The 26,999-nt window shown below is 38.1% G+C and carries 14 protein-coding genes and 1 pseudogene; all 15 read right to left on the bottom strand.

The genetic code is table 11. The annotated features are described in order from the left end of the window. Positions 1 to 39: 39 nt before the first annotated feature. On the bottom strand, positions 40 to 141 hold the full coding sequence (locus ABCM67_RS10735) for a putative holin-like toxin (protein ID WP_015524590.1): 102 nt from the start codon (positions 139 to 141) through the stop codon (positions 40 to 42). Between the two features lie 130 nt (positions 142 to 271). Then, positions 272 to 742, bottom strand: a complete 471-nt coding sequence (locus ABCM67_RS10730; protein WP_342992855.1) for a helix-turn-helix transcriptional regulator — start codon at positions 740 to 742, stop codon at positions 272 to 274. Between the two features lie 152 nt (positions 743 to 894). After that, positions 895 to 6,735: an NACHT domain-containing protein gene (locus ABCM67_RS10725; protein WP_342992854.1), complete on the bottom strand. Its 5,841-nt coding sequence runs from the start codon at positions 6,733 to 6,735 to the stop codon at positions 895 to 897. Positions 6,736 to 6,950: 215 nt separating this feature from the next. After that, a complete protein-coding gene (locus ABCM67_RS10720) occupies positions 6,951 to 13,685 on the bottom strand; it encodes a SpaA isopeptide-forming pilin-related protein (RefSeq protein WP_342992853.1) in 6,735 nt (2,244 codons plus the stop codon). Further along, on the bottom strand, positions 13,675 to 15,777 hold the full coding sequence (locus tag ABCM67_RS10715; protein ID WP_342992852.1) for a DNA topoisomerase 3: 2,103 nt from the start codon (positions 15,775 to 15,777) through the stop codon (positions 13,675 to 13,677). The genes ABCM67_RS10720 and ABCM67_RS10715 overlap by 11 nt, the downstream gene beginning before the upstream one ends. Positions 15,778 to 15,825: 48 nt before the next feature. Beyond that, positions 15,826 to 17,322: a DUF4366 domain-containing protein gene (locus tag ABCM67_RS10710; RefSeq protein ID WP_342992851.1), complete on the bottom strand. Its 1,497-nt coding sequence runs from the start codon at positions 17,320 to 17,322 to the stop codon at positions 15,826 to 15,828. A gap of 7 nt (positions 17,323 to 17,329) precedes the next feature. Next, positions 17,330 to 17,554 carry a DUF4315 family protein gene (locus ABCM67_RS10705; protein ID WP_342992850.1) on the bottom strand — a complete coding sequence of 75 codons (225 nt, stop codon included), beginning with the start codon at positions 17,552 to 17,554 and terminating at the stop codon, positions 17,330 to 17,332. A 208-nt stretch (positions 17,555 to 17,762) separates the two neighbouring features. Further along, entirely contained in the window at positions 17,763 to 19,328 is a 1,566-nt protein-coding gene (locus tag ABCM67_RS10700) for an ATP-binding protein (RefSeq protein ID WP_342992849.1), read from the bottom strand. Between the two features lie 38 nt (positions 19,329 to 19,366). Continuing rightward, a complete protein-coding gene (locus tag ABCM67_RS10695; RefSeq protein ID WP_342992848.1) occupies positions 19,367 to 19,531 on the bottom strand; it encodes a hypothetical protein in 165 nt (54 codons plus the stop codon). Positions 19,532 to 19,554: 23 nt separating this feature from the next. Continuing rightward, complete coding sequence (locus ABCM67_RS10690; protein WP_342992847.1) at positions 19,555 to 19,998, bottom strand: TnsA endonuclease N-terminal domain-containing protein; 444 nt, start codon at positions 19,996 to 19,998, stop codon at positions 19,555 to 19,557. A 227-nt stretch (positions 19,999 to 20,225) separates the two neighbouring features. Then, on the bottom strand, positions 20,226 to 23,066 hold the full coding sequence (locus tag ABCM67_RS10685; RefSeq protein ID WP_342992846.1) for an NlpC/P60 family protein: 2,841 nt from the start codon (positions 23,064 to 23,066) through the stop codon (positions 20,226 to 20,228). A gap of 27 nt (positions 23,067 to 23,093) precedes the next feature. Next, entirely contained in the window at positions 23,094 to 25,562 is a 2,469-nt protein-coding gene (locus ABCM67_RS10680) for a PrgI family protein (protein WP_342992862.1), read from the bottom strand. Beyond that, the gene (locus tag ABCM67_RS10675) at positions 25,531 to 25,959 is read right to left on the bottom strand and encodes a PrgI family protein (RefSeq protein WP_021652599.1); all 429 of its coding nucleotides are present in this window, start codon (positions 25,957 to 25,959) and stop codon (positions 25,531 to 25,533) included. The genes ABCM67_RS10680 and ABCM67_RS10675 overlap by 32 nt, the downstream gene beginning before the upstream one ends. A 14-nt stretch (positions 25,960 to 25,973) precedes the next feature. Then, entirely contained in the window at positions 25,974 to 26,846 is an 873-nt protein-coding gene (locus ABCM67_RS10670; protein WP_005426566.1) for a CD0415/CD1112 family protein, read from the bottom strand. A gap of 4 nt (positions 26,847 to 26,850) precedes the next feature. Further along, positions 26,851 to 26,934: pseudogene (locus tag ABCM67_RS10665) on the bottom strand (Maff2 family protein); the annotation flags it as partial. Between the last annotated feature and the right edge of the window lie 65 nt (positions 26,935 to 26,999).

Below are 26,999 nucleotides of genomic sequence, written 5' to 3'. Positions count from 1 at the left end.
TCAAAGAGAGCTGCCTATCCTGTTGGCAGACAGGGTAGGCTATTTTTTTCGCTTGTTGTCCCTATTATCCAAATAGGCAAGCAAAGCAATCAGAAACGTACCGCCTAAGAACAATAAGCTCAAGACTTCGTATGTATCCATTCGCTCCACCTCCCTTCTTCTGTATCCCTTAACGGAATCTGAAAATCCAGGAGGTTTTTACCAACCCTGTACACGGTTACTCCAGTAATATTCTAACAGGTAACTCTCCGCAAAGCAATTCCTTTTTACTTCATACGGTTTTATATTCTGTTTTTCTCTTATTCTCTGGCCAATGCAGTTTCCATTCCAGATATTCCTCTTCTGTGATTCTTCCATCGCCCAATTTCTGCTTTTTCCCCATCCATTCCTGCAGATAAGACATTGTTTTTTTATCCCTTATTGTGATTCCAACCATTTCACTTTCTGAATCATTTAGCAGAAACAGATGAAAAAGCCCTCTATTTTCTTCATCCATCCAGAATAAAGTTTCCATTAATTCGTCCATTGTCGCAATTCCAGGACTTAAAAAATTCCGGACATCAACTTCCAATATTTCTGCTATCCGGATAAGCGTTTCCTGTTTTGGCGTGCGCTGTCCGCTTTCATATTGGGCGATTCTCACATCCGCACTACTTTCCCCATATCCTAACCTACGCCCCAGTTCTTTTTGCGTTAGTTTGCGAAACATACGGATTTTTCTTATTCTTGCTCCTAATTTCAATTTCTTCTCCTTTTCAAAAAAGATTGTGTGATACACAGCCACGAAACAATAATAAAAATACAGATGTGCATAAACATTACACATCTGCATTTCAGAAATCAGCTTACACTTTTTCTAATATTAATGTTAATATCATTTTCATACTTCCTTGATTAATAAGTTTGAGTACATGCTTCCACGCAAGTTTCCATCATCAGCGTTCCAAACTGTTGCTCTAACATTCCAATATATTCTCTCTTTATATACAATTCAGTGCCACTATATAACGGAATCACATTTCCTAGATATTCACTGTCACCTTTATAACTAGATGACCATTTTTTCATGATAAAGATAATATCATTTTCTTGATTGACTGCAATATATCTTCTATGCAAAAAATCAAATTTAATATGGACATTAAATAGTTTAAAAACAGAATTTTCCGGCAGTAGATAATTTTCATCTTCTAATTCCCTATCTAATGTTTTAATTAAATTAATCAGTGCTACCGAATTCTCTATAATTACATAGATTTCTCCTGTTTCAACTCTTGGCGCAAGACATTCTTGAAAGGGTTTCTTCTGTTTTTTATCATCCAAACCTATTATTCCTTGATATGCAAATATACAAGATGCCTGTTTATAATCAATGTGTAATTTTTTCTCAAAAGCTCCGATTAGAATGTATTCATCCTCATTACTTGGGAGGAACAGCTCACACGAATTAGCCTTATCATATAGATGATTTTGAGGTTGTATTTTACGACACTTAAATAATCTATACATTCCTTGATAATCTGGCACCAATCGTAGTAAATTCTGTGGAATTAATTCCGGTTTTCTATCCCTAAAAGCTTTTTCAATAATCGCATGAAGTGCATATTGAATTACATATGATTTGTATACAGTATTTATTTCAGGAATCTTACTTGATGCCCCAATAAAATTTTGCATTTTTTCATTCAATATTTTTGATGTATGTAATTTTTTATAAAGATTCATATAATCAATACCACAGCTCTTAATCACCCCCATAATTGGATCTCGATATATTGAATTCTTAGCATATTTATCAATTTCTTTTTGTGCCTTTTCTTTGCCAAGATCATAGAGTTCTTCTGATAAATAAAACTCAATATCTTCCTGTTCCATATAATCTGGCACATGTTTATCATAATGATTTAAAAGAAAGTTCTTATATATTGTAAGCTCCGAGAATATAGCATCTAAAAGCAAATTTCCAGTTGGATAAACAGTATTGATTGCATTTATAACTCGCTCTCTATCCAACTTTCTCAGATGAAAGCCGTAACATTTTACTAAATCTGCGATTGCTATTTGTGTCACAAGATTATATTTTTCATACTGCTCTAAACAGAATACTATCGACTTTGTAAATTCTGAATACTTCTCTTCTTCAGCAGCATTCGCTAAATAAGCATAAGTTGCTAGAAACGATTCCTTGCCTCCATCAATAAACCTCAGTAACAAACAGTTACGTAGTTCTGACAGTTCATCCTTTTCCATCAAAACATTATCAACAGAATACTGATCGAGATTCGGGAAGCGAAGCTTCATAATATCGAATGCACCTCTCCAAATCATAATAATACTCTCTTTGTTAAATTCAATTTCCCAAAGTGCATCCAAAAGCCCTTTTGTAATTCTACCTGAATGCAAAATAATAACTTCAGGGACCTCACGATAAAATATGTCACGAGCCACATCTGAATTCAACCGCATACTATTGACAAATTCATCTTTATCCATTAAGGAACTTCCCCATTCATATGAATAAAGATACATCAACATATGAATTTCTGACATTTCCTTGTTATCCAGTTCCAACTGATTTATAATTTGCAGAATGATGTCCTTTTGCCTGCTACTATAACCCCATCTATTACTTTTAATAATTATAAATCTCACCAAACCAAGTATAATATCTTTATCATTCTGATAAGGCTTAAGGAATCCACAAATATGTTTCACATCTCGTTCCATCAAATCATGTGTTTCAAACCATTTCTTTGCTTCTTCCAAGGTTGAGGCTTCAAAATGTATTCTATTTTCTTCAAAAATATCAACTGTTTTTTTACTGTCTTTTTCGTTTGCATTATCAGCTTGCTTGATATGAAAATATTCTATATACTGTGAAACATTAAATCCTGCTGTCTCGACTGTTAACAAGAAGTCTTTCATACTTCCATCTTTCCAAGGATCATTTTCTGGCCAAGGCTTATCCAGTATATTAAATCTTGAAACAACATTGGTAACAAGCTCATTCATACGCCATTTAAGCCGTAATCTTTCTCTATCGTCGCTCTCTATGTACCTCTGTGCTAATGTTCTAAATACAGATGCAGCCGAATCAATAAGCCTTGGACTTGTATCATTTGGAAGTGACTCAATCAATCCAATTACAATATCTAAATAGGCAGGATCATTGCAATACTTTTCTATAGCAGACAATAACATGCGTTCCACAACCCACCATTTTCCATTTTTTATCTGTAACTCATTCAAAAAAGCAAGCGCGTACCTTGAATCGGTCTTGAGTAATTTATCAAACCAATGATTTAAGAAATGCTTTGTTTCTCTTCCATCAGTATGATTCCAAAGTGCCATTGTCATTTCTGTTATTGCGTCACGTTCATTTTCCGGATTTCCTGCAACACATTCGAAAAATATATTATAAGAATCCATGATTTGTTCCAGGATAATATCCTTATGAAAGCCATACGCAATAAGATAACGCGTACACATCTCAAAATACTCTAAAGCCTCAATCTGATTATATTTTGAAATAAGACTAGCAAATCGAAGCTTGGCCACAGCAATGCGATCATATACCTCATTTTTTTCTATTTTTTCTTGAGTCCTTAATAAATACGGTTTTAAAGCTTCATAATTGTCAATAGTCAAAAAACGAGATATTACTTTCATAAATTCTGCATCAGTTAATGGACCTTCCATGCTATGATCTAAGCTTGTTCCAGTCTCATCATCAAGCTGTTCAAGAATACTTAATGCTTTTTCCAAATCCGCTAACGTTCCATTTTGAACAATCAATTTTACTGCCCGTTCATATGACATTGTTAACTCATTCCGGAGAAAATACAAATCACAAGTACGCGGTTGTCCCTTGAATACTTCCGTATCCTGTATCAATAGTTCTAAATTACTAAGTGCTAATTCGCAAATAGATCTAGAATCCATTTGTGCTGTTCGAGCGCACAATTCTGCCATTTTTACAGAATAAATTATCCAATTATAAAACCAGTTAATATTTCCGCAATCGCCTAAAATTGTCTCTATGGCTTTTTTATTCTCCTGCTTAGCCAGATAATATATTTGTGAAAAGAATTCCTTAAAAATCCTGACATCTTCTTCTCCTGGCATCTTTAATTTTCTAATTTTTTCCCAATTTCCGATTGTATCCTCAAAGGAAACACCCGTTTGCGGATAATATCCGTTTTCAATATATGAAAGATATCTTTTCCAATGCATCAGTTGCCGATTTTCCGCAATAGAAGCAATTTCTGTATTTTCTATATAATCTCGTAATTCATCATATGCAATCTCAATGCATTCATTTCTTACAGAAACGTCATCTTTTTCTATTGTTTCCATAAGATCAGGAATAATACTAACACCCTGCTCATCCAAATTATATCTAAGATAATATTTAAAATTTTCAATCTCGACTTGTTTAGTATCTGTATCTAAATACAACTCCCACCAAGGTTTAACACCTGCTTTTGAAGAAATATAGCATGCCAATTGACCTGTATCCTTCTCAAAAGTCGGTTCTCCATCAATCTGCATTAATTGATTTAGTTTAGAAGCGCCTTTTATATCAGATATTGCTTGTAAATATTCTTCTCCAGTACTTTCAAATTCGTTCAAATCATCAAGCATTGCCAATAATTCACCAGCTATTACCAATGCAACTAAATTTTCACTTCTACCAGCGCTTCGAATAATACAATTCAAATTCTTTCTTATATATTTCCGCGAATATCCCTCTGAAACCGATTTAAGAACAAATTTCTTCTCAATCAAAGCAGTATTTTCAGTATCTCTCTTAATCTTATACAATAGTTCTGTGAGATAATAAAATGACCTATTAAATTCAAAAAACGGTTTTTCCTGTAACCAATCGGCAAGAATGCCATAAACATTTCTCTCTAAATCAACCTTTTTTTCTTTTAATAAAGCCAATACAAATCGCCTGAAACTCTCATGATAAATTGAAAAACCACCGTTTGAAATATTCTCAATTAACAGTGGCTGAAGCACTGATATATCATGTTCCACAAATTCTCCATCTCCAGTAATCTCCATTAAATCGTCTGAACTGAGATAAAAATCTGCCCCACATAGTGCATTAACCGTCCGATTGTTATGAATCTTTGTATATAGATAGGAATAATATTTAGACAGACTTATATCATAATCTGGTATTTCGTCTATTAATTCTTTATTTACGTCTGAATTTCTCAATTGACGCAAAATATAACTAAGATATAGCGCATTTCCCTGAGATTTCTTAAGCAAATATTCACTTATTGATGAAGTATCATCATTTTCAATAATATTATCTTTAATATGAAAAGTCTCCATCAAAGATTTTACCTGATCTATTTTCCAAGACTCAATTTCAAATACCCCATAATTCCTGGTTCTAAAATTCTCCAACGCTTTTATTGGTTGTGATGATATTAACACATAACAATTATCCGGAAACTGTATTTCCAATAATTCAGAAATAATTTCTGTCTCAGAGCGCGAAATAAGATCTTTATGTAGCTCATATTCTCTGGATATATGATCAAGACCATCCACTATTAAATAAATCTCTTCGCCAATCAAGCAAAGTAAATTTTCAAGTTCTGCTTTATCCGCCCCCAAAATCGTTTTTTTATGTTCGATTAACTCTGGACATTGTTCTACAATCTGTGAAACTAAATTTCCATATAAAGAATCAACACGTATCCTCTCAAGACTATTTATATCTTGTAATGATTGGAAGCAATTATAATGTATAACTTTACTGTTTTCTTTTTTAATCTTATCTATATATTCATCGACAAGCCAAGATTTTCCAGAACCAGGATTGCCAGAAATAATAACTTGTTTTGAATCACGGATTACTTGATGTAGCCGTTCAATTTCATCACTAAGTATTATCTGATGTGCTGAATCCACAGGAAACCTTTGATCAAATTTTCCGTAATCCGCAATTAAACCAAGACGTCCCATTAAAACATTCGTATAAAGTTTATTCCCTATTGCTCTAGAATGCTTCACTTCCATTGCGAGTTTACCGATAACATCCTCTACTCTAAGATTATCATTTGGATATATTCCTACGCCCAATTTTTCAACTTGCTGAATAATTACATTTTCTATATCACCAGGCTTCTTTAAATCAAGACTTGCCTTGGGCATTTCTAGAATAAATGTAAGTTCATTGCAAAAAGCTAAAAAATCTTCTCTCTCAATAGGCTCTGACTTAATCTTCAAATTAAATTTCTTCCACGTTTTTGGAGGCGTATCTTCTGCTGGCCAAAAAGCCGCGCCATCAAATGAGTATGCAACGGTTGAAAAAGGCATAGTATGTTCTTGAATGGGCTTCAGAAACTTTGCAATCGGATCATCATCTGCCGGCCTTCCCCACGCAAGACATAGTTTTATCTCAGTATTATTTTTGGATTCTTTTCTCGTTTTCCAAGATGCAAAAAGATCGTATAACGCAGTATCATGTCCATTTCCATTTGACAAGTCACTTTTTGTAAGGTTATGGGAACTTTCCTCGTCAGAATACTTAATCTGAAATTCAGTGATTCCATTAGATAACTTTACCTTTAAATCATCAAATTTATCTCCGTTGAAATCTTTGCGATCAACAATTATTTCAGCATCTTTCCGCTGAAGCATTAGTTGCAAAATTATTGAAACAGAAAAATAATCTTGATATTCGTATCCTTCATGGATTGCACTCTGCATTTAATAGCCTCCTCACATCACCATTAAGTGAATCACGTTTTTTAATTCTCCCCAATCACCAAATCATTAATTTTCCTATACCTACATAGTAATGACTCACTACTAATAATTTTGCCAAATATTATCTATGCTTATAATAATATAAAATCTCAAATACTACAATCATAAGATCTGGAGCTGCATTGCAACTGCAGCTCCAAAGCCTTATTCTACTATCATTTACGTTTTCTCTTAACTGCCACTACACCTCCCAGGCATCCTGCTGATACTGCAAGCGCCAGCACAAAAATAGCAATATTTGTATTATCTCCTGTTTTTGGTGAATTGAATACAGAAGTCGCATCAGAACCATGGGAAACAGGAGTGCTGACTCCCTGGTTTTCTGATGTTTCCGGAGTGTCTTTTTCCGGAGCTTTCTTATTTGTCAAATCCAGAGTATATTCAATCACAGGAGTACGGTCATTGACATATTCAAACTGAATCTTATGCTCGGTTTCATCAAGCTGATAGCCATCCAGTGTTTTTGTTTCTTTCAGGATATATGTGATTGCTTTTTTATACTGCCCATTCTTAAAAGTCGCAATCGGATAATTCTTTGATTCTGCATGGCCGGCACTGTCTGTTACCAGAGTTTCCAGAACTTTACCTTTACTGTCACAAAGGGCAAATTCTACACCTTTCATTGGCTTCTTGGTATCTTTATCTGTTTTATTTAAGATCACCTTGCCCATTGCCTGTTCATCTTCCATTTTGGCTCCCTGAATATCTCCGGTGTCCTTAATCTCAAATGTCACTTTATTTGCCACAATGTAACCCTTCGGTGCTGTTTCCTCCAATAATGTATAAGTACCGATTGGAAGTTTCTCCACATAATGGGGCTGATCACCAGACGTCCAGCTTTCCATAACTTCCTGGTTTTCATTAAGGATATACAGCTTCGCACCTTTGACCTCGCTGCTTCCATCTGTCATATCCACCTTACTGATCAGAATTTTTGTTGTATCGTCCTGCATTTCTACTTTCTGTATATCTGCAGTATTTTCTACTACAAACGTAATGGATTCTGCAGTTGCATAGCCATCAGCAGGAATTGTCTCTGTTAATGTATATTTCTTTCCAACTTCCAGTTCCTTAATGATGTGTGGTGTGCTTCCGGATGTCCACTCATCCACAACGTTTCCCTCTGAATCGGATACTTTCAGTTTTGCACCTGGTAATTCTTCCCCGGTTGTAATATCTGATTTTGTGATTTCAAAAGTAGTTGGCTCATCTTCATAAGTGAACTCAAAGGATACTTCTGCAACCTCTTCTCCCGCATAAGCAAAATCAAATTCCTTGATTTCTTCTGTTGTCACAAATCCAGCAGGAGCCTGCACTTCTTTTACATAGTAGTTGCCATTGATTGGAAGATCTGCCGTAAATACAATCCTTCCATCCTGATCCGTAGCTTTCTGCTCGATCATGGTATCTGCTTTCAGGATTACTTCGCCTTCTGCATTTAAAATATCATTCTTTGTATAAAGTGCAAATACTCCGCCTTCCAGAACACGGTCTGTATTTTTTTCTTTCTTAACTACAGTTACTTTTGCTTTCTGGCGGTTATTCTGCCAGTCCTCATCATAAGTCACAACCGGAGTATTCTGATCACGATAAGTCAGATCAACCTCTCTGATTTCTCCATCCAGAACATATCCATCCGCCGTCTCTTTTTCCTTTACATAATATTTGCCTAAAGGAAGATCTTCTGATCTTGCATATCCAAGAGCATCTGTCGTAATTGTTGCTACCAATTCGTCCTTTTTATAATAATCACTGCTTTCCCCATCTGCAGCCTTGATATCCTCCGCTGCATAAATTTCAAAAGTAACATCTTTCAAAGAACCTGTAACATAGCCAAATGCTGCGTCCATGCCGCCTGCCAGCATATCTTTCCAGGTAACTTCCTTGACAAATTCACCTTTTTTATTGATGATGATTCGTCCAACCGGAACAGCATCCTTCATTTCTACTTTTTGAACATCTGCAGTATCAGAAACTGTAAATTTCACTTCCTCCGCCTGCAGATAACCATATGGTGCAAACTCTTCCCGAAGTGTGTAGGTTTTTCCCACATGGAGTCTTTTTATTACATGAGCTTTTCCTTTTACAGAAGTCCATTTTTCTACTTCTTTTCCGTCTGAATCCAAAACCGTCAGTGTTGCTCCGTCAAGTTCCACACCTGTTGTAATATCTGATTTCGTAAATTCAGTTGTTGTCGGCTCATTCTTAAAAACGGTTTCCAGTTTTACTGTTTTTACTTCCTGTCCCTGATATTTCGCAGTCACCTCAATCTGCTCATCTGAAGATACAAAACCATCTGGTGCTGCCAGTTCTTTTATATAATAAGTTCCAAATGGCAGATCCTGCTCAAAAACAGTTTTTCCATCTTCACCTGTTACCGCTTTTGTAAGCAATTCGTCTGCTTTTACCAGTACCTTATCCCCTGCTTTTATATCCTCTTTTGCGTAAAGACCAAACTCTGCTCCAGAAAGCCCTTTCTCATTTTCAGCATCTTTTTTCACAACTGACACTTCTACTTTCTGGCGGTCATTTATAAACTCTGCACTCTGTGAGATCACTGGTGTATTCTGGTCTGCATAGACGAAAGAAATCTTCTGTTCTTCTTCATTTAATACAAATCCCTCCGGTGCAGTCTTTTCTACAACTTTGTATTCTCCTAGAGGCAGATTATCAAGCTCTGCTTTTCCGGATTCATCCGTTGTCAGTTCTGCAACTTTTTCACCCTTTGCATATTTCAGGATTCTTTTTCCTGTATCATCTTTCTGGAAATCTGCTGTATAGATATCCTCTGCAGCATATACTTCATATACTGCACCGGAAAGGTTTTGAACTTCATACCTAAAATCATTCTTATAGGTCGAAAGAACCTCTCCTTTTTTCTGTACAGTGAGTTTTCCTTTCACCGAATGGTCCTCATATACCACTTCAATGACCGCATCACCTGAAACCGGATCCGTCTGATACAGGGTATTGGTATCCACCTGTATTTCGACATAATTTTTGTTAATGGTATAACCGTCCGGTGCTGTTACCTCTTCGATTCTATAATGACCAATTTTTAAATTCTGAGGCAGTATCAGATATCCATCTATATCTGTGAAATATGAGGTATGTGTAACAGTTGTCGGGTATGTAGTTACCTGCTCTACATATTTTTCATGATCCATATCATAAATTTTAAACTCTGTTCCCGGAATTAGAACAGATTTTTTAGTCTCATCATCCTGTTTGATAATTTTCAGTTTTGCAGAAAATTCTTTATCCAAAAGAACTCTCCATGTCTGCGGCTCTGTTGGTTTATTCTCTGTAATCCGGACAATAAAATCATCTACAGGTTTGTAATTATGGGGTGTTGTAGTTTCTCTCACCAGATATGTTCCATATGGAATTGCAATGGATTTTACATAGCCTTTCTCATTTGTAAAAATTTCCGTTGCTCCATTTTCACCGATCACAACTGGCTCTGCAGAGGAAAAATCATAATTTCCATCCTCTTTTACCACCAAAGAAGATACCAGATATGCACTAAATCCAGCTCCGGATAGTAATGCAGCATCTGTGTCTCCATTATTGGCAGCTTTAATAAGTTCAAACGGCTGTTTCTTCACCGTTTCCAGTGAGGTACACTCTTTTTCTACAACCGCTGTCAGATCACCTTCATCACTGCATACAAGATCATATTCATGCTCGTCTGCCAGATATCCTACGGATGGGGTAATTTCCTTGATGTAATACTCTCCAAGATAAAGATTCTCTATCCTTGCTTTTCCTTCTTTATCGGTAGTTAGCGTACCAATCTGGCTTCCGGCTTTATAAATAACGCCTGTCTTTCCATCTGGATGGGTAATGTCGTTTCTTGCATAAAGTCCATACACCGCATTTTCCAGGGAAGCATCTCCCTGTGCCTTATTTTCTTTTGTCTCGGCATCTTTTTTATTCAAAGAGATTGCAGCACTGACCCTGTCATTCACAAAAGTATGACTGAAAGAAATTTTTGCCTGTTCATCATTGGTATAACTGAACTGGAAAGAATAAGTATCTTTCTCATTTCTGACATAACCAGCCGGAGCCTGGACTTCTTTTACATAATAAGAAAATCCCACTGGAAGATCTGCTTTAAATGCTGCTTTTCCATCAGTACCAGTAATTGCAGTCTCAATCAGAGCATCTTTTTTTACTGCTACTTTTCCATCCACAGTTTTCATATCCTGCGCTGCAAACAGAGCAAAATGCCCTCCGGATAGTGTATTTTCAGTATCTTTGTCTTTCTTTATCACCTGCACCACTGCTTTCTGACGGTCATTTGTAAAGGTAGTCTCTGAGAAAGCCGCTTCTGCAGTCTGCCCTGCATAAGAAATGGTTACTTTTTTTGTTTCTTTTGCATTATAAAAATTTTCCGGGGCCTGTGCTTCTGTTACATTATAGCTTCCAAGCGGAAGATTCTTTACCGTTACAGAACCGTTCTCACCTGTGATCAGATTTTTCGCTACTTCTGCGCCTTTTTTGTAAACTGTTTTTCCACCTGCTGTTACAATATCCTCGGCAGCATATACGTTATAAACGGCTCCTTTCTGACGGCGTTTCTCATACTGGAATGGAGTTCCATTTTCATCAGATACAGCTCCTACAAAAACTTCTCCCTCTTTATAAACGGTCAGATTTCCTTTCTGCTCTTTGTCCGTTACAGTCTGTTTGGTTGTACTGCCAACTACTAATTTCACTCCATACGAAGAAGCCTGGACAACATAACCTTCCGGTGCTGTAATCTCTTTTAAGTAAACAGTATCCTGTGTCTTGGTAAGAGTTACACGTGAAGAACCATTGCTGTCTGTTGGCGGCATTTTAGCAATCAGCTTTGTGCAGGCGTTATCACTATATACCCCATACACGGCTCCAGCTAGATTTTTTCCAGTATCTCCATCTTTCTTTGTAATTTCAATAACTGCTTCTTCCGGCCAGTCAACTGTAAGCTGCAGGTCAGAGGAATCCGTATAGTAGCCAAAACCAATGTCCTGTGAACTCTCCAATTTTAAGAGCATTGCATGGAAATCCAAAGGGAAATTAGATGTAATCGCATACTTTCCTTTCAGGCTACCCATATTGGCTGTTGTAGCTACAAGATGGAATTTCTCTCCACCCTTTACAGTGACATTTCCAGATGCCGTTTTTCCTGTGGTTTCATTAACAAGGCTTACTCCGTTCTCCAGATGAATGGTAATGGTAAATGCTTCATTTGCCTTCCAGGTAAAACTTTCTGTTTCCTTTCCCGTTGCATTAACGGAAAGTCCTGGAAGAAGTTTCATTGCTGTCGGATCAGGCATTTTAGCAAGAGCTGCTTTAATCTCTTTCAGCATATTTTTAGCGGTTGTAGAAAGCGCACCTCCAAATCCGGATTCGCCATCATATAAATAGTCAACCAGGTAATGCTGCATGGCTCTTGTCTCAGAACTGCATCCATATTTTTCCATAATGGATTTTACATTATATCCATTGAATGTATGTCCCCATCCTGGACCGCCATATCCATAGAATAAGGCTTTTCTCAAATATTTATCATCTCCACCTTCATCCAGTTCAACCATATTTTTATATGTTGTCCCACTTGGAGGTGACTGCATGGAGTGCTGCATACAATACGCATTTACTGTATAAGTTTTTCCGCCTGCTTTGTAACGAACATATTTGTAGCTGTCATTTCCACCCTGTCCCATAACTGTATCAAACGGATGAAGCTGGCCATCTGAATAATAGTAATATTTATTTGCTTCAATATTTGTTGCATCATCCCATGGAGTATCGGCTGCAAGTAACATGATACCGTTCTCTGCCTGATCCGTGGAAACACTTAGATCAATGTCATCTGCTGGCATTTCAAAACTGAATTTATCCGATTCTTCATGATAAGTCACCTCTGAATATAATAAATCTTCTGTATTCTCTGTCTGGTTTGCTTGTACTTTTGTTGTTCCTACTGCAATTAAGCTGCCTTGCGGCATATCTCCGGAAAATACAACGGTTTCTCCTGGCTGATACTGTCCATCTTCATGGTTCAGCTCAATATGAAATTCCTCTCCACGAACAATATTTACCTGATAATTTCCATCTGCATCTTCTGTTTTCTCTGTTCCGTCTGTAAAAGAATCGTCTGTCGCTTCTGGCATTTCTTCCGGATCAGTATCTGCAATTTCTTCAAATGTGCTGTCTGTATCCGGATTATCTATGGCTGGTTCTTCTGTTGAAACTTCCTCAGACGGGTTTTCCGGGATTAATGTGTCTATTGGCTCTTCCTCAACAGGAATTTCTGTCGGAGTTACTTCTTCATAAATTTCATCCTCTGACGGAATTTCTGCATTTACCTCATCCTGCACAGGTTCTTCACTCTCTGCAGAGCCTATGGCTGGCTCCTCGTCTTCTGCTTCATTCTCATTTTCCTGATTGCTTACAGATTCCTGATTCTCAGATTCAGCAACCTGTACCGCAGTTTCCTTTACAATCAGCTTACGATAAATCTGATAAATTGGATGCCCGCTTACTGGCTCTACATAATAAACAGCTTTGTATGTATCTTCGTAATCTGTTGTAAAGTCCTGTTTTTCCTCATTTTTTGCCTCATGGAAAGTGATCTTTACCTTTTTTTCATCTGGTATTTCCAGTCCGGTAAAGTCTTTCTCCACTTCAAAAATGCTGCCTGTTTCCAGTTCCAGATCTTTTGCTTTTACCACCTCATCCGCATCCAGTTCATTTTTTATTTCTTCATATAACGGTGGCTCTTCTGGTGCTGGTACCACATCTGCCGCATAAGACAGCATTGGTGATAAAATTGTGGATAATACTGTAAGCATTGCCAGGAATCCCGACAAAAATCTTCTCATATTCTTTTTATTCTTCATTCTTTTTTCCTTTCTTCCGTTCCGGGAAAATCAACTGAAACTTTGGATTTCCAGTTTCTGAAACCTCCATCTTTATAGTTGCTTCATACTTTCTTTTTGTTTTCTCTGATACCAGATCTTTGAAATGCACCTGCTTCTCACTCAGCAGCTTCCTGACAGTTGCTTCATCAAGAGTTTTTCCCTGGCTTTCAAAAAATCGGTTATTTTTCCATAACGTGAAATTGCAATCACTTCCTGAGCAATAATAATTTCTATTTCCCACATAAACCTTATTGCCACATCTTGGGCATTTTCCAATCTCTTTTCGATCATCCGAAAATAGTTTCTGGTATTCTTCCACTGGCTCTCCATTATCACTTACCAGTTTGGTAACCATTTTTTCAATTCCGTAAAGAAACTCTTCTGCATTTTTCTGACCTTTGGCGATCAGTGTCAGATCATTTTCCCATTCTGCTGTAAGTTTTGGCGATTTGATCATTTCCGGAAGAATCCTGATCAGATTTCTTCCATCTGTTGTCGGTAATATCTGCTTCTTTTTACGCTCAATAAAACCTTTCTCGACCAGCTTCTCAATAATCGCCGCCCTGGTAGCCGGAGTCCCAAGACCTTTTCTCTCTGCGTCTTCTGTCATTTCCGAGCTACCAGCGTGTTCAATGGCACTAAGAAGTGTATCCTCCGTATAATGCTTCGGCGGTGCTGTAAAATGTTCACTAAATTTTACAACAACACTTTCAAATACCTGTCCCATTTTTATATCTGGAAAATCACTTTCCTCCTCTTCTGGATTTTCTGCATTTTTCCCATATAATTTAAAGAACCGTTCTTCCACTTCTTTCCATCCATATTGGAGAACATTCTTTCCAGATGCAGTAAACAGTTCTCCATGACAGGAAATTTCAGTCTTAATACTCTTATATATGTATTCCTGTTTCGATGCACATAATAACTTTGATGCAATCAGCATGAGAATTTCCTTTTCTCCACCCGGAAGTGCTTTTAAATCCATGTTTGCAATTTCTACCGTTGGTATAATTGCATGATGATCTGATACCTTTTTACTATTCAAAAGTCTCTTTATTTCTGGTTCTGAACCCTTTATTGACATTTCAGGAAACATACTATTTACTGCCCCGACAACTAGAAGAGCATTTTCTTCCATATCATCTGTAAGATATTGGCTATCCGTCCTTGGATACGTCACCAGTTTCTTCTCATAAAGGCTTTGGGTATAGTCCAAGGTTTGCTGTGCCGTAAATCCAAGAAGACGATTTGCTTCCCTCTGTAATGTGGTCAGATCATATAATTTCGGCGGCTGTACCTTTTTCTTCTCTTTCTTTACTGAAAGAATCTGTGCAGTTTCATCCTTCATATCCTCCATCATCTGAACGGCAGCACTTTTCTCTTTTATCCGATTGCTTACAGCATCCAATCCATCCATCAGAAGATGAACCAGATAATACTTCTCTTTCTGGAAGTTCTCGATGCTCTTTTCCCGTTCCACCAGCATTGCAAGTGTAGGTGTCTGCACCCGACCTACAATCAACCGATGGTGATACAGTACCGTAAACAGTCTGGTGGCATTAATTCCTACCAGCCAGTCTGCTTCACTTCGCGCCACTGCAGAATAATAAAGATCATCATATTCATGTCCATCTTTCAGCTGCTGAAATCCTTCCAGAATTGCTTTTTCCTCCATGGAAGAAATCCACAGTCTTTTAAAGGGAAGTTTACATTCTGCCTGGTTATATACCAGACGGAAAATCAACTCCCCTTCTCTTCCTGCATCTGTTGCACATATAACTTCTGTGATATCTGCTCTGTGAAGCAGTTCCTTTAAAACCCGAAACTGCCCTTTTGTACTTTCTTTAATCTGATATTTCCAATTCTCCGGAATCATGGGAAGTGTTTCATATTTCCATGCTTTCCAGTCATCCCGGTACTGATCTGCACTGGCCAGTTCAATCAAATGCCCAATACACCAGGAAACCAGATACTCTTTTCCTTCCAGATAGCCATCTTTTACGTTTGTGGCATGAAGCACCTTCGCAATGTTTCTGGCTACGCTGGGTTTTTCCGCAATTACAAGCTGCAATTTTCTATCTCCTTTCTGCACCTGTCGCTGTAATTAAGTGAAACAAAGTTATTCCTCTGATTCTTCGTCTTCTACTTCACCTTCCATTTCATATTCTTCTAATTCTTCATCATCCTCACGAATTGTATCTTCCTCCTCATCGTCGTCCTCGTCCTCTTCATAATCAAAAGAAGTATTTCTTCCTTTCATAAATTTCCAATAATAGTAAGCACCACAAACTCCTGCCAGAACCAGCAGCATTAATAAAATCGTGCCGGAATTATTGCTTTTCTTCTCAGGTTCTTCCTTTTCTTCCGGTATGATCGTAACTTCTGGTTCCGGTATCTCTGTGATCTTCTCTGTTTCAAGTGGCAGTGCGGATTCTGCAATAGCCTGGTTCTGTGGAAGTGTGACCATGTTGGTATCCGTAAAGTTCAAAAGATCATTTTCGCCTACCTCTGTAAGAAGATAAACATTTTCATCCGTTTTATCCTTATCTACAATCAGATAAAAAACCTTATCACTTTTTGTCTTGATCGTATAAAATTCCTTTCCCCCTTTGTCCTGAACTGTTCCTGTTGTCATGCCGGAAGCAGAACTTTCTCCCTGCACCCGTCCGGTATCTGCTTCTGTATCTGTTTCATTTCCTGTGTTTTCTGGTTCTGTTGGTGCAGTAGCAGTCTCGTTCGTTGTCTGATGTTCCGTTACGGTTGCCGTAGCACTGGTGGGCTTACTTGCAGTTCCATCGGCTGGCAAAGAAGCTGCATTCTGCTCCGTTCCGGAAACCTCTGTATTCTCTTTTACTGCATCTGGATTTTCATAATAAGGGTTTCCTACTTTATAGATCTCTGACATATTTCCTGCTTTGTCTTTTGCCTGCAGGGTAAAGTATTCATAGGAAGTATCCGCTTTTTGCAAACGGACATTTAATGTATTATTCGTCAGTTCTGTGAATTCATTTCCATTGACATACAAAGCAGCAATTCCCGATTCCGCATCAACTCCCTGCACAATCAGTATCCCATTCTTCGCAGCCGCAATAATAGTTGGTTTGGTTTTATCAAAACACTCTATGTAACGATTCTGCTCATAAGTATTTCCATTCTGATCGGTAACTCTCACATAAACACTACAATTAGAAGAGATGGATACTTCCATATTTCCGGTTATGTCTGACCATCCTCCATTTTCTGAAAGTCTTGCTTCTACTTTTGCAATAGAAAAAGCACCTGTATTCTTTGTATCTTCCACTTGAATTTTTACGGTTGCCGTATCTGTCTGCCAGCCTTCGGGTTCTGTAAAGGTAATCCCTACTTCTGGTGTTTCCGTCACATCATTTCCTGCATCTTCCTGTGCCTGTTCCACTGGATCTGCATGAATTTCAGCTTCTGATCCATCTGAAAAATCAACATCTTCCAGGCTGCTTTCTTCTGATGATTCCACTTCTACATTATCTGCCCATACAGTCAGACTTCCGGGCGAACTATAAAAGAAAGCTCCTACCGGAAGTCCTGCTAACGTAGCTGCGGTTAAAAATACAGCTGCTCTTTTATGAAATTTCTTCATTTTCTGTCTACTCCTTTTCTCTGGTTTCCAATATCTTTTTTTGTTCCTCCTTGCTGATATCAATCATCAACTGAAGTTCCTCTGCGGAAACTCCATTGCTTCGGATAATTTTCAGATACTCCATATCCTCTGCCTGTTTCTTCTGTTCTTCCAGATCCCTTGCTTTTTTCTGTAGCTTTTCAATCTTAGCGTAGGTTCTTGCAAGTTCTTCTTTTATTCGTTCAATGTTCAAATACGCCTGTCCTTTCACAAAAAAGTTTGATATTTCCTTTCATGATAATCATAAAAAAGTCTGACAATAATTCTCTCCAATAAAATCAAAGGTATCACCTCCTCTCTACTTTGAACACAAAAAAGGACGCATCTGCTTTTCGCGGCTTTTGCATCCTTTTAAGTAAATCTCTTTATTCAGTTTTCTTATATAGTTTATGTAAGCAGTCTTATTCACCGTCCGGAATCGGATCCCATATTCCTTCCGTTTCAGCACGATTTCTAATATAGAGCCTCATATCTTCAATAGACTGCCTCAATTCACTCTGAGTAAAGTGTGTGTTGCTATGATTTTCTGGATGATGGATTTGATGTCTGACATATTCCGTCAGATCAAGGTTCCATGTCTTTGTGTTACCATTTTTCACATACAGATATGGTCTTTGCGGCCTTCCTGTTTTGTAATCATTAAGCCATTGCTGAAATTCCAGAAATCCATATAATTCATTATGGTACTCCTCTGTTGCCTCTCCATAAGCTGCATAATTCACTTCATTTAATGAAGGATACTGTAGAACTGCCGGTTCCACTGAGAGTACGCGTTTTCCATCTTCATCTTCATAAATCAAGCGAAGATTTTCAAAGTCAAGTTCTTTTACAATAACAGGGCTATGTGTTGTAAGCAAAATCTGTGTATTAGCCGCCTGAGCAAGTTCCTTTAATGCTTTTATCAGCACTCGCTGATTATTGGAATGCTGGGAAGTTTCCGGCTCTTCAATCGCATAAATAATACCTGTATTATCACCTTCAGCAGCTCTCCTCTCAGCTTCTGCTCTGAAAAAATTTAACAGGACGAGCCTCTTGACACCGCTTCCCCTTTTATTGATAGGGATATCCTCATCACCTGAAATTGACACCGCCTTAAATACATCCGCCCATTTTAACTTGTCAGCAGTAGGGATAACCGGATTCAGGCTGTTTGCAACAGCAGGATCCATTTCCCGCAACTTTTCCAGAGTCCTACTTGAAACTTCCTTCAGCTTTGTTTCTACAACCTCTGCTACCGAAGCCAAAGTTTGCTGCAATCCTTCATCATTGATGATCTGCTTAACTGCCTCTTTTAACGGATCCTGAACTTCGCTGTCACCATCACTGTTCTTACGATCTGACTGAAACAGAGAATACACGGGCATGTAAGAAGACAACTTATCCCAGATTTTCTTTGCATCCTCTTTTGAAACATCAATCTCGATATCCTGCAAATTAAGGTCATCTGCATAATGCTCCCAGATAGATCTTCTCATTATTGCATTGACGCTCTGGTTTTCACATTCTATGCCTTTACTCGTGACAATTCGTTTAAGTTCTGCATTCTTCTTAAGAAGTAAATCTTTACAATCAGCATTCGTCGGATGTTTCGCCTGGATAAATACGGAAGCCTTTCCGCCACTTTTATACTTCTTTACCACTTCCAGAAAGCCATCAGAATTCAGCATATATTCATTGCTAAGCGTGGTCTGCACTGCTGAATCTATAATAATCGACTCTGGCAATTCTGAAAAACATACAGAAATGACAGTTTCGTTGTCACCATTTTTTGATGCCTGGATGTTAAGATCAGTTTTATCAATCTTAATTACCCCGCCTCCATCATTAAAGAAAATATCCAACGCCTCAAGGATTGTAGATTTACCTATGTCATTTCTACCAACTAATACTGTAAGATCATCAAAACAAATTACCGTTTCTTCTTTATAGCTTCTAAAATTCTTTATCTTTATAGATTCAATCTTCATAATCCGGTATCCTCCTATTCAGATAACAGTTTTATTTATTAGTTCTTAAATAGTGCTTCAATATCATCATTTGTAGCCACCGTAAACACATTTCTTTCAGGAAATTTCTCCGGAATACTCACTTTCCCTTCATAGTCCAAGGCATGTTCTAAAAGCTTGAAGGCTCTCTGAGAATAAGAAAATCCACCTTCTACTTCATACATCAACCCTAGTCCTCTGAAATCATCTACATCTTTGTATTGGGAATCTCATCTTCTGTTACAATTCTCCACTCGACATTCCTCTTTAACCAGTAACGCCTCTCTATTTCAAGTTTCTCCCTTACCCTCAGTTTTTGGAGTTCTGTTTTGGGTTTTATTGCCCTTACAACATAACCACCATTTACCGTGATCAGAAAATCTGTTGTCAATACATACGGGAAACCACTGACGTTATCACAAGGATACCGGATGCCACAGGCATCTGCAATTCCAATAGCTTCTGATATTTCATCAAGAGGGAACTGTTCCCGGATATCTATTGTTTTTTCAGACCAATCCAACAGAAGGAAATATCGTAATTCCAAGTTTGACATCAGGTGATGGATTCTTCCCGTAGTACGGCCTTTTACACGCGAAACTATCCCCTTAGAAGGGAAATCCTGAACTTGAACCCATGGCTTATATTCCATAAGTTCTCCCTTCAGCAAGATATTTGCGGTATTTGGCTTCATTCCATGTTCGTGTTCTCTTTGCCATATCCACCACCCCGATGTCATGCTTTTTTATTATTTCATGTTCGCAATGTCATACCTTTTTATCATTTTCTTCCTTTGATTTTATTGTATAACTTTTTTATTTCTATGTCACTCTTTTTATCAAATTATCAAACTTTATTATGATTAGACAACGCCCCTCCTTATGGCCTGCCAAAAGCATAAAAATGAGACTGCCAGTATGCAGAATTAATGGACGTATACTGAATTGGATTTCCACAATGGATCATCTGTCCATCTCCGGCATAAATTCCTACGTGGGTAACCGGCTCTCCCGCATCATACGTCCCAGTGAAAAAGATAATATCTCCTGGTCTTGCTTCTTCTGGTGATACAGGCATACAAATGTCATAAATTCCCTGTGCAGTAAGTCTTCCCATATTGCAGACACCCGAATTGGTAAACACATAGCTTACAAAACCAGAACAGTCAAAAGAAGTCTCCGGGCTGGAACCGCCCCATACATACGGCATACCAAGATATTTGTCTGCTTCCGCAAATAATCTCCGCACAGTCTCATCATCATAACTGCCGCCTCCACCATACAGCCCGCTATCTCCGGTACTGATATAAAAAACAGGATTATAATATTCCCCATCTTTGACCAGTTCCAAATATAACTGGCTTCCGGTTGCACTTCCTGTACTTCCCGTTGTACCAATTACAGTATCTGTTGTTACTTCCTGACCATTTGCTACCGAAATGCTCTGCAGATAAGCGTATTTAATCTGCACACCTTTTTTATCCTGCGTAACTACATAATTTCCAAAAGTTCCGCTATATCCTACATCTACAACAAAACCATTCATCGCTGACTTCACTTCTGTTCCCTGTCGTACATTAACCGTCACACCTCTGTGAAGTTGTGTCTGCCCGGTTCCATTGTTTACAGAATACCCATAATAAGTACTGATATAGGCATACCAGTTTAACTCAACCGGAGTTTTATATGTCTGTAAATTTCCTCTGTTGGAATAGACCTCTTCATAAATTTCCTGCTCATCCTCTTCCATTCTGGACAGAATAACACTTCTAAGCGGTTTTGCCTGAACGGAAACATTCAGTACATCTGCAGTTACTGTACGGGTAACTTCCACAGAGTTCTGATTGCCCTCTGCCAGAAAACATTCCCAGGTCTGATGACCATGTGCCTCAGCTACTGCGTGATTATCATAATAAACATCAAACTGGACACCATACTGGGCAAAGTTTCCAGTATCTTCTACGGTGTACTCAATCCCATTCATCACTACTTTCGTCCCTATTGGAAGAAATGGGTTTGCAGCATCAACCGCAAGCGTATGATTAGCCTGTGGCATTGCCCCTGAAGCAGTCGGTCCTCCACTCCACACGCCACAGCAGATGGGACAGTTACAATATCCACTGGTCACCACATTTCCCAATGACTGCCCTACCTGTATCGTAGATGTTTCCTGCCGGGTTTCACTTTTTTCCTCTATGGTGATTCCGTACTGTAAAGAAAAAATTGTTTCCAGTTCTCCTTTTATCTCTTCAAACTTAAAATCCCCATACCTGGCAGTCAGATAACTGATCAATGTATGGGGATCATGGCCGATTTCACCAATGTTATATCTGTATTCATCTTTTCCTGGATACCGGGCTTCCATCTGGTTTATTTTCTGCTGAAGACTGGCTTCCAACTGCGTATAATACAACTCTGCTTTTTCAATTTCGTCCGGATCCGCAATGTAACTGGAAGCGATTACCGTAGAAATTCCATTAGAAAACATAGCCGAACAGGAAGCAAATCCTGTCATTACAGAAAGAAGCAAAATCAATAACAACCCCAATGAGATCAGAGTAGTTACATTTCTTACAAATACTTCCTGTGCCTTTCTTGCAATTTTAGTAGCAAGATTTACTGACCGGATTGAGGTGTCTTTTGTTTCTTTTGCAATCTTCCCAGCCCGGTATGCCATCTGATACTCTCGCTTAATCCTCTGCTTCTGTATTAATTTTCTGATCAGCTTTTTCTGCATCTCTGGATGTTCTTCCAGATATTTCTGATATTGATACCTGGCTGCACTCTTCCAGACTTTTTGCTCTAAACGGTTTTCTTTATGTATCTGACTGCGATTCTTCCGGATATTTCGACTGCTATGTTCCTGTAATATCCACTCACTCGAACGCACCAGCTTATGCGCTGCATCTACAGCACTGTTTTCCTCCTCTTCCTCGCCTGTTTTCTGATATACTGCATTTTTTAATACTTTTTGGGGAACAGAAGACAATGTTTTCTTTTTACCATCCGTTTTCCCTGTTTTTTTATCGAAATATAAATGATACTTTACCTTTGCTTTCTGTTCCTCATTTGTTTTCTTGATATAAACAGAATCTTTCGGAATTTTGTTCTGCCTTTCAGCTTCCTGTTTTCTTGCAGCCTTATCCACTTCCTGATAAGTTTTTATTGTTTTTCGGCTATATTTCTGCGTTCTTTTTTTTCGATTTGTAGAAACATCATTCTTCTCTGCCTGAAAATATCCTCCATCTGTTTCAGACGAAGTTTTCTTTTCTTTCTTCAGACTTCCATCTGTCTCCAGTTTTCCAAACTGCAGGCTCTGCTGTTTCTTTTTCTGTCGCTGATACTGGCTCCTGTGTTTTTCTTTGCGCTCACGTATTTCTACCGCTGAATCCACAGAAACACCTGCAGGCTTGTCCCGGTATCTGTACCGTCCCTGTGTTTTTCGTTTTCCCGGAGGACTGTTTGCAGCCTCTTCTTTTTTCGCAGGATTTCCCTCCTGAACTTTTTCGGAAAATTGTTTCTTTTCAGCTTTTTTATGAGAGTTTTTCTTCTTTTCAGAAGTAATAAATGCCTGTTCTACATCCTTCTGTTTATAAGACAACTCCTGATCGCTGTTTGTAACTTTTCTGGTCTCCTTTGTTGCAAGATTTTCCTCAACCAGACCATTTCTGGTCATACGGCTGACTTTCTTCTCTTTCGCCGTATATTTTTGTTTTCCCAATGTACCTCACCTCTGCTTTTTTGTCCGTTAAGTCTGAATCTCATCCGGTTTAGTACTCATCAAAGCATAGGTTCTGGTATCCTGCGGATATCTGTCTGCAAAAGGTATGATTACATTTCCGTAAAAAAGCAGCCCTTCTCCTGCATTACTGTTATTTACAAAAGAAATCTGATGTTTGGAAATATTCAATTTCTCCGCAAGGATCTTCTGATCCCCACTGTGCTGATTTAACATCAGGATAAAATCACTGTTTCCCACAATACTTTCTACTGCCAGAGAGCCAAGAAAATCTGTTACATTCTGGCTGATTCCTGTAATGATTCCACCCCACTTACGAAATCTCTTCCACATTTCAATAGAATAATTAGCAGTCTGTGGCTGGTTCAGCAAAAGGTGAAATTCATCCACATAATAACGGGTTGATTTCCTGCGACTGCGGTTCTGTGATACTCTTGTCCAAACCATATGCTGGACAATCAACATCCCTGCTTTTCGTAATGTGGTTCCAAGTTCCCGGATATCAAAGCATACCACTCTGTTCTGCGTATCAACATTACTTCGATGGTTAAATACATTCTGCGATCCTGTTACATACAACTGCAGACTGTTGGCAATGTTCTGTGCTGCTGGTTTATCTGGTGCATAAAAGTTCAGACGTTCATAGAAATCCTGCAAAGTCGGCATATTTTCCGATTTTGGATCATTGTAAAGATATTTTTTATAAATGTCTTTTACACACAGGTCAATCATGGAAACCTCATCACCATTTAATTCTGCATTTTGAGGTTTCTTCATAATGACCTCGCAGAAAGATGTGATAAACTCTGCTTTATCAGCAATAATGGTATCAATATCCTCCACATCGCCATTAATCCTGTATTTCTCCGGATGATAAATAACATCCAGGTTCACTTCCATAGGATTGATGTAATCATTACTTTTTGCACTGATTTTAATAACTTCACCATTTAAGGCATTTACCAGCGGAAAATATTCTCCCTCCGGGTCACAGATAATAATGTCATCGTCTGTAATCAGGAAAACATTGAGAATTTCCCTTTTCGTTGCAAAACTCTTACCGGAACCAGGAGTACCCAAAATCAGGCCGTTAGGTGTTTTCAATCGTTTCCGATCCACCATAATGAGATTGTTTGACAGTGCATTTAAGCCATAGTAAAGAGCTTCACCGCCTTGGAAAAGTTCCTGTGTGGTAAACGGAACAAAGATTGCTGTAGAAGTCGTAGTCATAATTCTCTGTATTCCAGTCTGGTTCATTCCCAGTGGCAGTGATGCCACAAGTCCCTGTTCCTGCTGATATTGAAGTCTCCGTATATTACAATTATATTTCTGAGCAATTCCTGCCGTCTGATACACAATATTGTCCAGTTTTCTCTTATTGTCCGCTGTATTCATCAGCAAAAAAGTAAGTTCAAAAAGTTTCTCATTCCTGGACTGGATTTCATTGAGCAATCCCTCCACATCCTCTCCGTATGTAGAAATGTCCGTTGGAATAATATCCATATCATATCCGCTTCTGACCGCTTTCTTCTGTTCTTCAATTTTCATTTTCTGAATATTTGACAGCGTACTTTTCAGACTTTTAATAGCTGCCTTGGGATCAATGGGACGCAGGTGCATATTGATGATAAGATTCTCTTCCAGATCCAGCAGATCTGCCAGCAGCTTATCCGTAAGTTCTGGTGATGTAATCTGTAAATATGACACGCATCCAAAAGTCTGTCCCATCCGAAAATAGCTGTCATTACGAAAATCAAATCCGGTAGGTGCAATAAAGTCTTTTGTCTGCAGACCTGTTTTTGCAACCATCCCATAATGGAAATGGAAAGATTCTTTTGTGTCCATATTCATCACATCATGCAGAATTTTCAGACGTTCTACTCCATTTAAAGGCTCTGCCATGGCTCCCATCACCTTAAAATTATTCAACACACTGGCTTCAATTCTCTCCAGCCTGGATTTTGCATTTCGCAGATTATCCGCTTTAATGGAAAATGTGATATATTTTGTTTTTACAAGCCCGTTATTTCCTTTGGAAAGCTGCATTTTCAACATATCCGAATATTCTTTCCGAATATCATTGAAACAGTCATCCTGCTCTGGAATATCAATATTTTTTGCATACTCATCAAAATTCACCTGTTGATTAAGAAATGTAATTTGTACCTCAACAGAGCTATCAAATGAATTCAGGAACTCACAATAGTTCTCAAAAATAGCCGCTTTATCATCATTCTGCGCTAACTGGTAATTTATATCGTAAAACTGCACCATTTTTGAATAATAGTTATCATCCGTCCTGCAGATACCATCCTTATATATTTCCTTATATGGAATCGTATCCTGCGCTGTAAAAGGCTTCCTCTTCTTCTGATTCTCCGCTTTTATCATCCGAAGTTCTTTCAGACGCTTTTTTTCTTCTTTCGTAAGTCCGGTTTTCTGTTTCTTATTTTTTTCGGTCTGCTTTTTTAAGGAAATGGAACGGATTTCTCGCTTCCCTGGCTTCTTTTGCCTTTTTCTCAAGCCATGCACCCTCTTTCTCTAATTTATCGTACTCTATAATCCGGTCATATAAGTTTTGGGAACGATAGACCCTGATTCCAGGTCTTAAAAATTTCTGCCGGATAATGTGAAGCAATATTTTCTCTGCTGGAAATCCATCCTTTTCATACATTGCAAAAAAGAAAAATGGCAGCATCACTATGATCATAAGCGTTGCTGCCACATCTGTTCCCAGTCCTGCTTTTGTCAGCAAATAGACCGGAACACCACAAATTCCTGCCAGAAAAAAACATATAATTTGTCTTTTAGTTAAATTCAGTGCTAATTTTGTCTTTATTTTTGAAAAATCTTTCGGCACTGGAACATATGCCATATTCTTGTTTCCTCCTAATGTGCATTGAAGATTGATTTTGCCAGGGAACTGGTCTTAAACAGGCTGAAACATAAAATAACTGTATATGCTGCAACTGACCAGATAGCTGTATGAAGATTATCCGCAACTGTAATAGCATTTACCAGAACTGCATAAATCGCAACACATACCATCATAAAAAATCCCTGGAATCCCAACGCTAATAATGCCTTCACGTAATTATTTCCAATACTTCCCCATTCCCTGTTCGTAAATGTTGAAAACGGAATAGGTGCCACAGAGACATAAAGATATATTTCTATCATTCGTCCATATAAAATGACGGTAATCAGGACTGATATGATTTTTAGACATAAACTGACCAGCATCGTTTCAAGACCAAGCCCCAGTAATTCTCCGATTCCCATATCTTCAATCTGCGTTTCAAGAAGCGTTTTCAATGCTTCTGTAACATCAATAGATGCGGAACCGGTTATCATACCGCCAGCATTGGATACCACATGATTCGCTACATCAAAAATTGCCATCGCAATATCAAAAGTATGAGTAACCAGATATACCGCTACCCACATCTTAAAAATGTATTTGAAAAACATAAACGTATCCGTATCGTGCATATTGTTTTTTTCCATAATCATGGAAATCAGCTCATAACACAGTACAAATGTAATAATCATCCCCGCAATGGGGACAATGACATTATCCGACAGATTTTTTATCATGGAAAAAATGCCACTGTTCCAATTTTGGGGTGTTTTCCCAACCTCTGTAGCAATCGTTTCTACTTTGGTATTTACATCGGTGAACATGGTATCCAGGTTTGATGTGATCCAGCCTGTTAGCAGATCCTTTATGAACTCTGTTATTTTTTCGGTTATTCCACCCATTTATTTATCCAAACAAAGTTGCAAGCTGTGGAATCAGGTTTATTCCAATCAGTACGATGCCACCGCCCGCCATCAACTGTTTTATCCCCAATTAGGTGTAAAACTCTGCTCGATGGCGGGCGGCGGCGTACAAAAAATCTATATGGTGTTTTT

Origin of the sequence: Blautia sp. 2227st1_G12_2227SCRN_220401 (assembly GCF_039062885.1) — a bacterium.
GTDB classification, from domain to species: domain Bacteria; phylum Bacillota; class Clostridia; order Lachnospirales; family Lachnospiraceae; genus Blautia_A; species Blautia_A fusiformis.
This window is presented reverse-complemented; position numbering and strand designations above follow the sequence as displayed.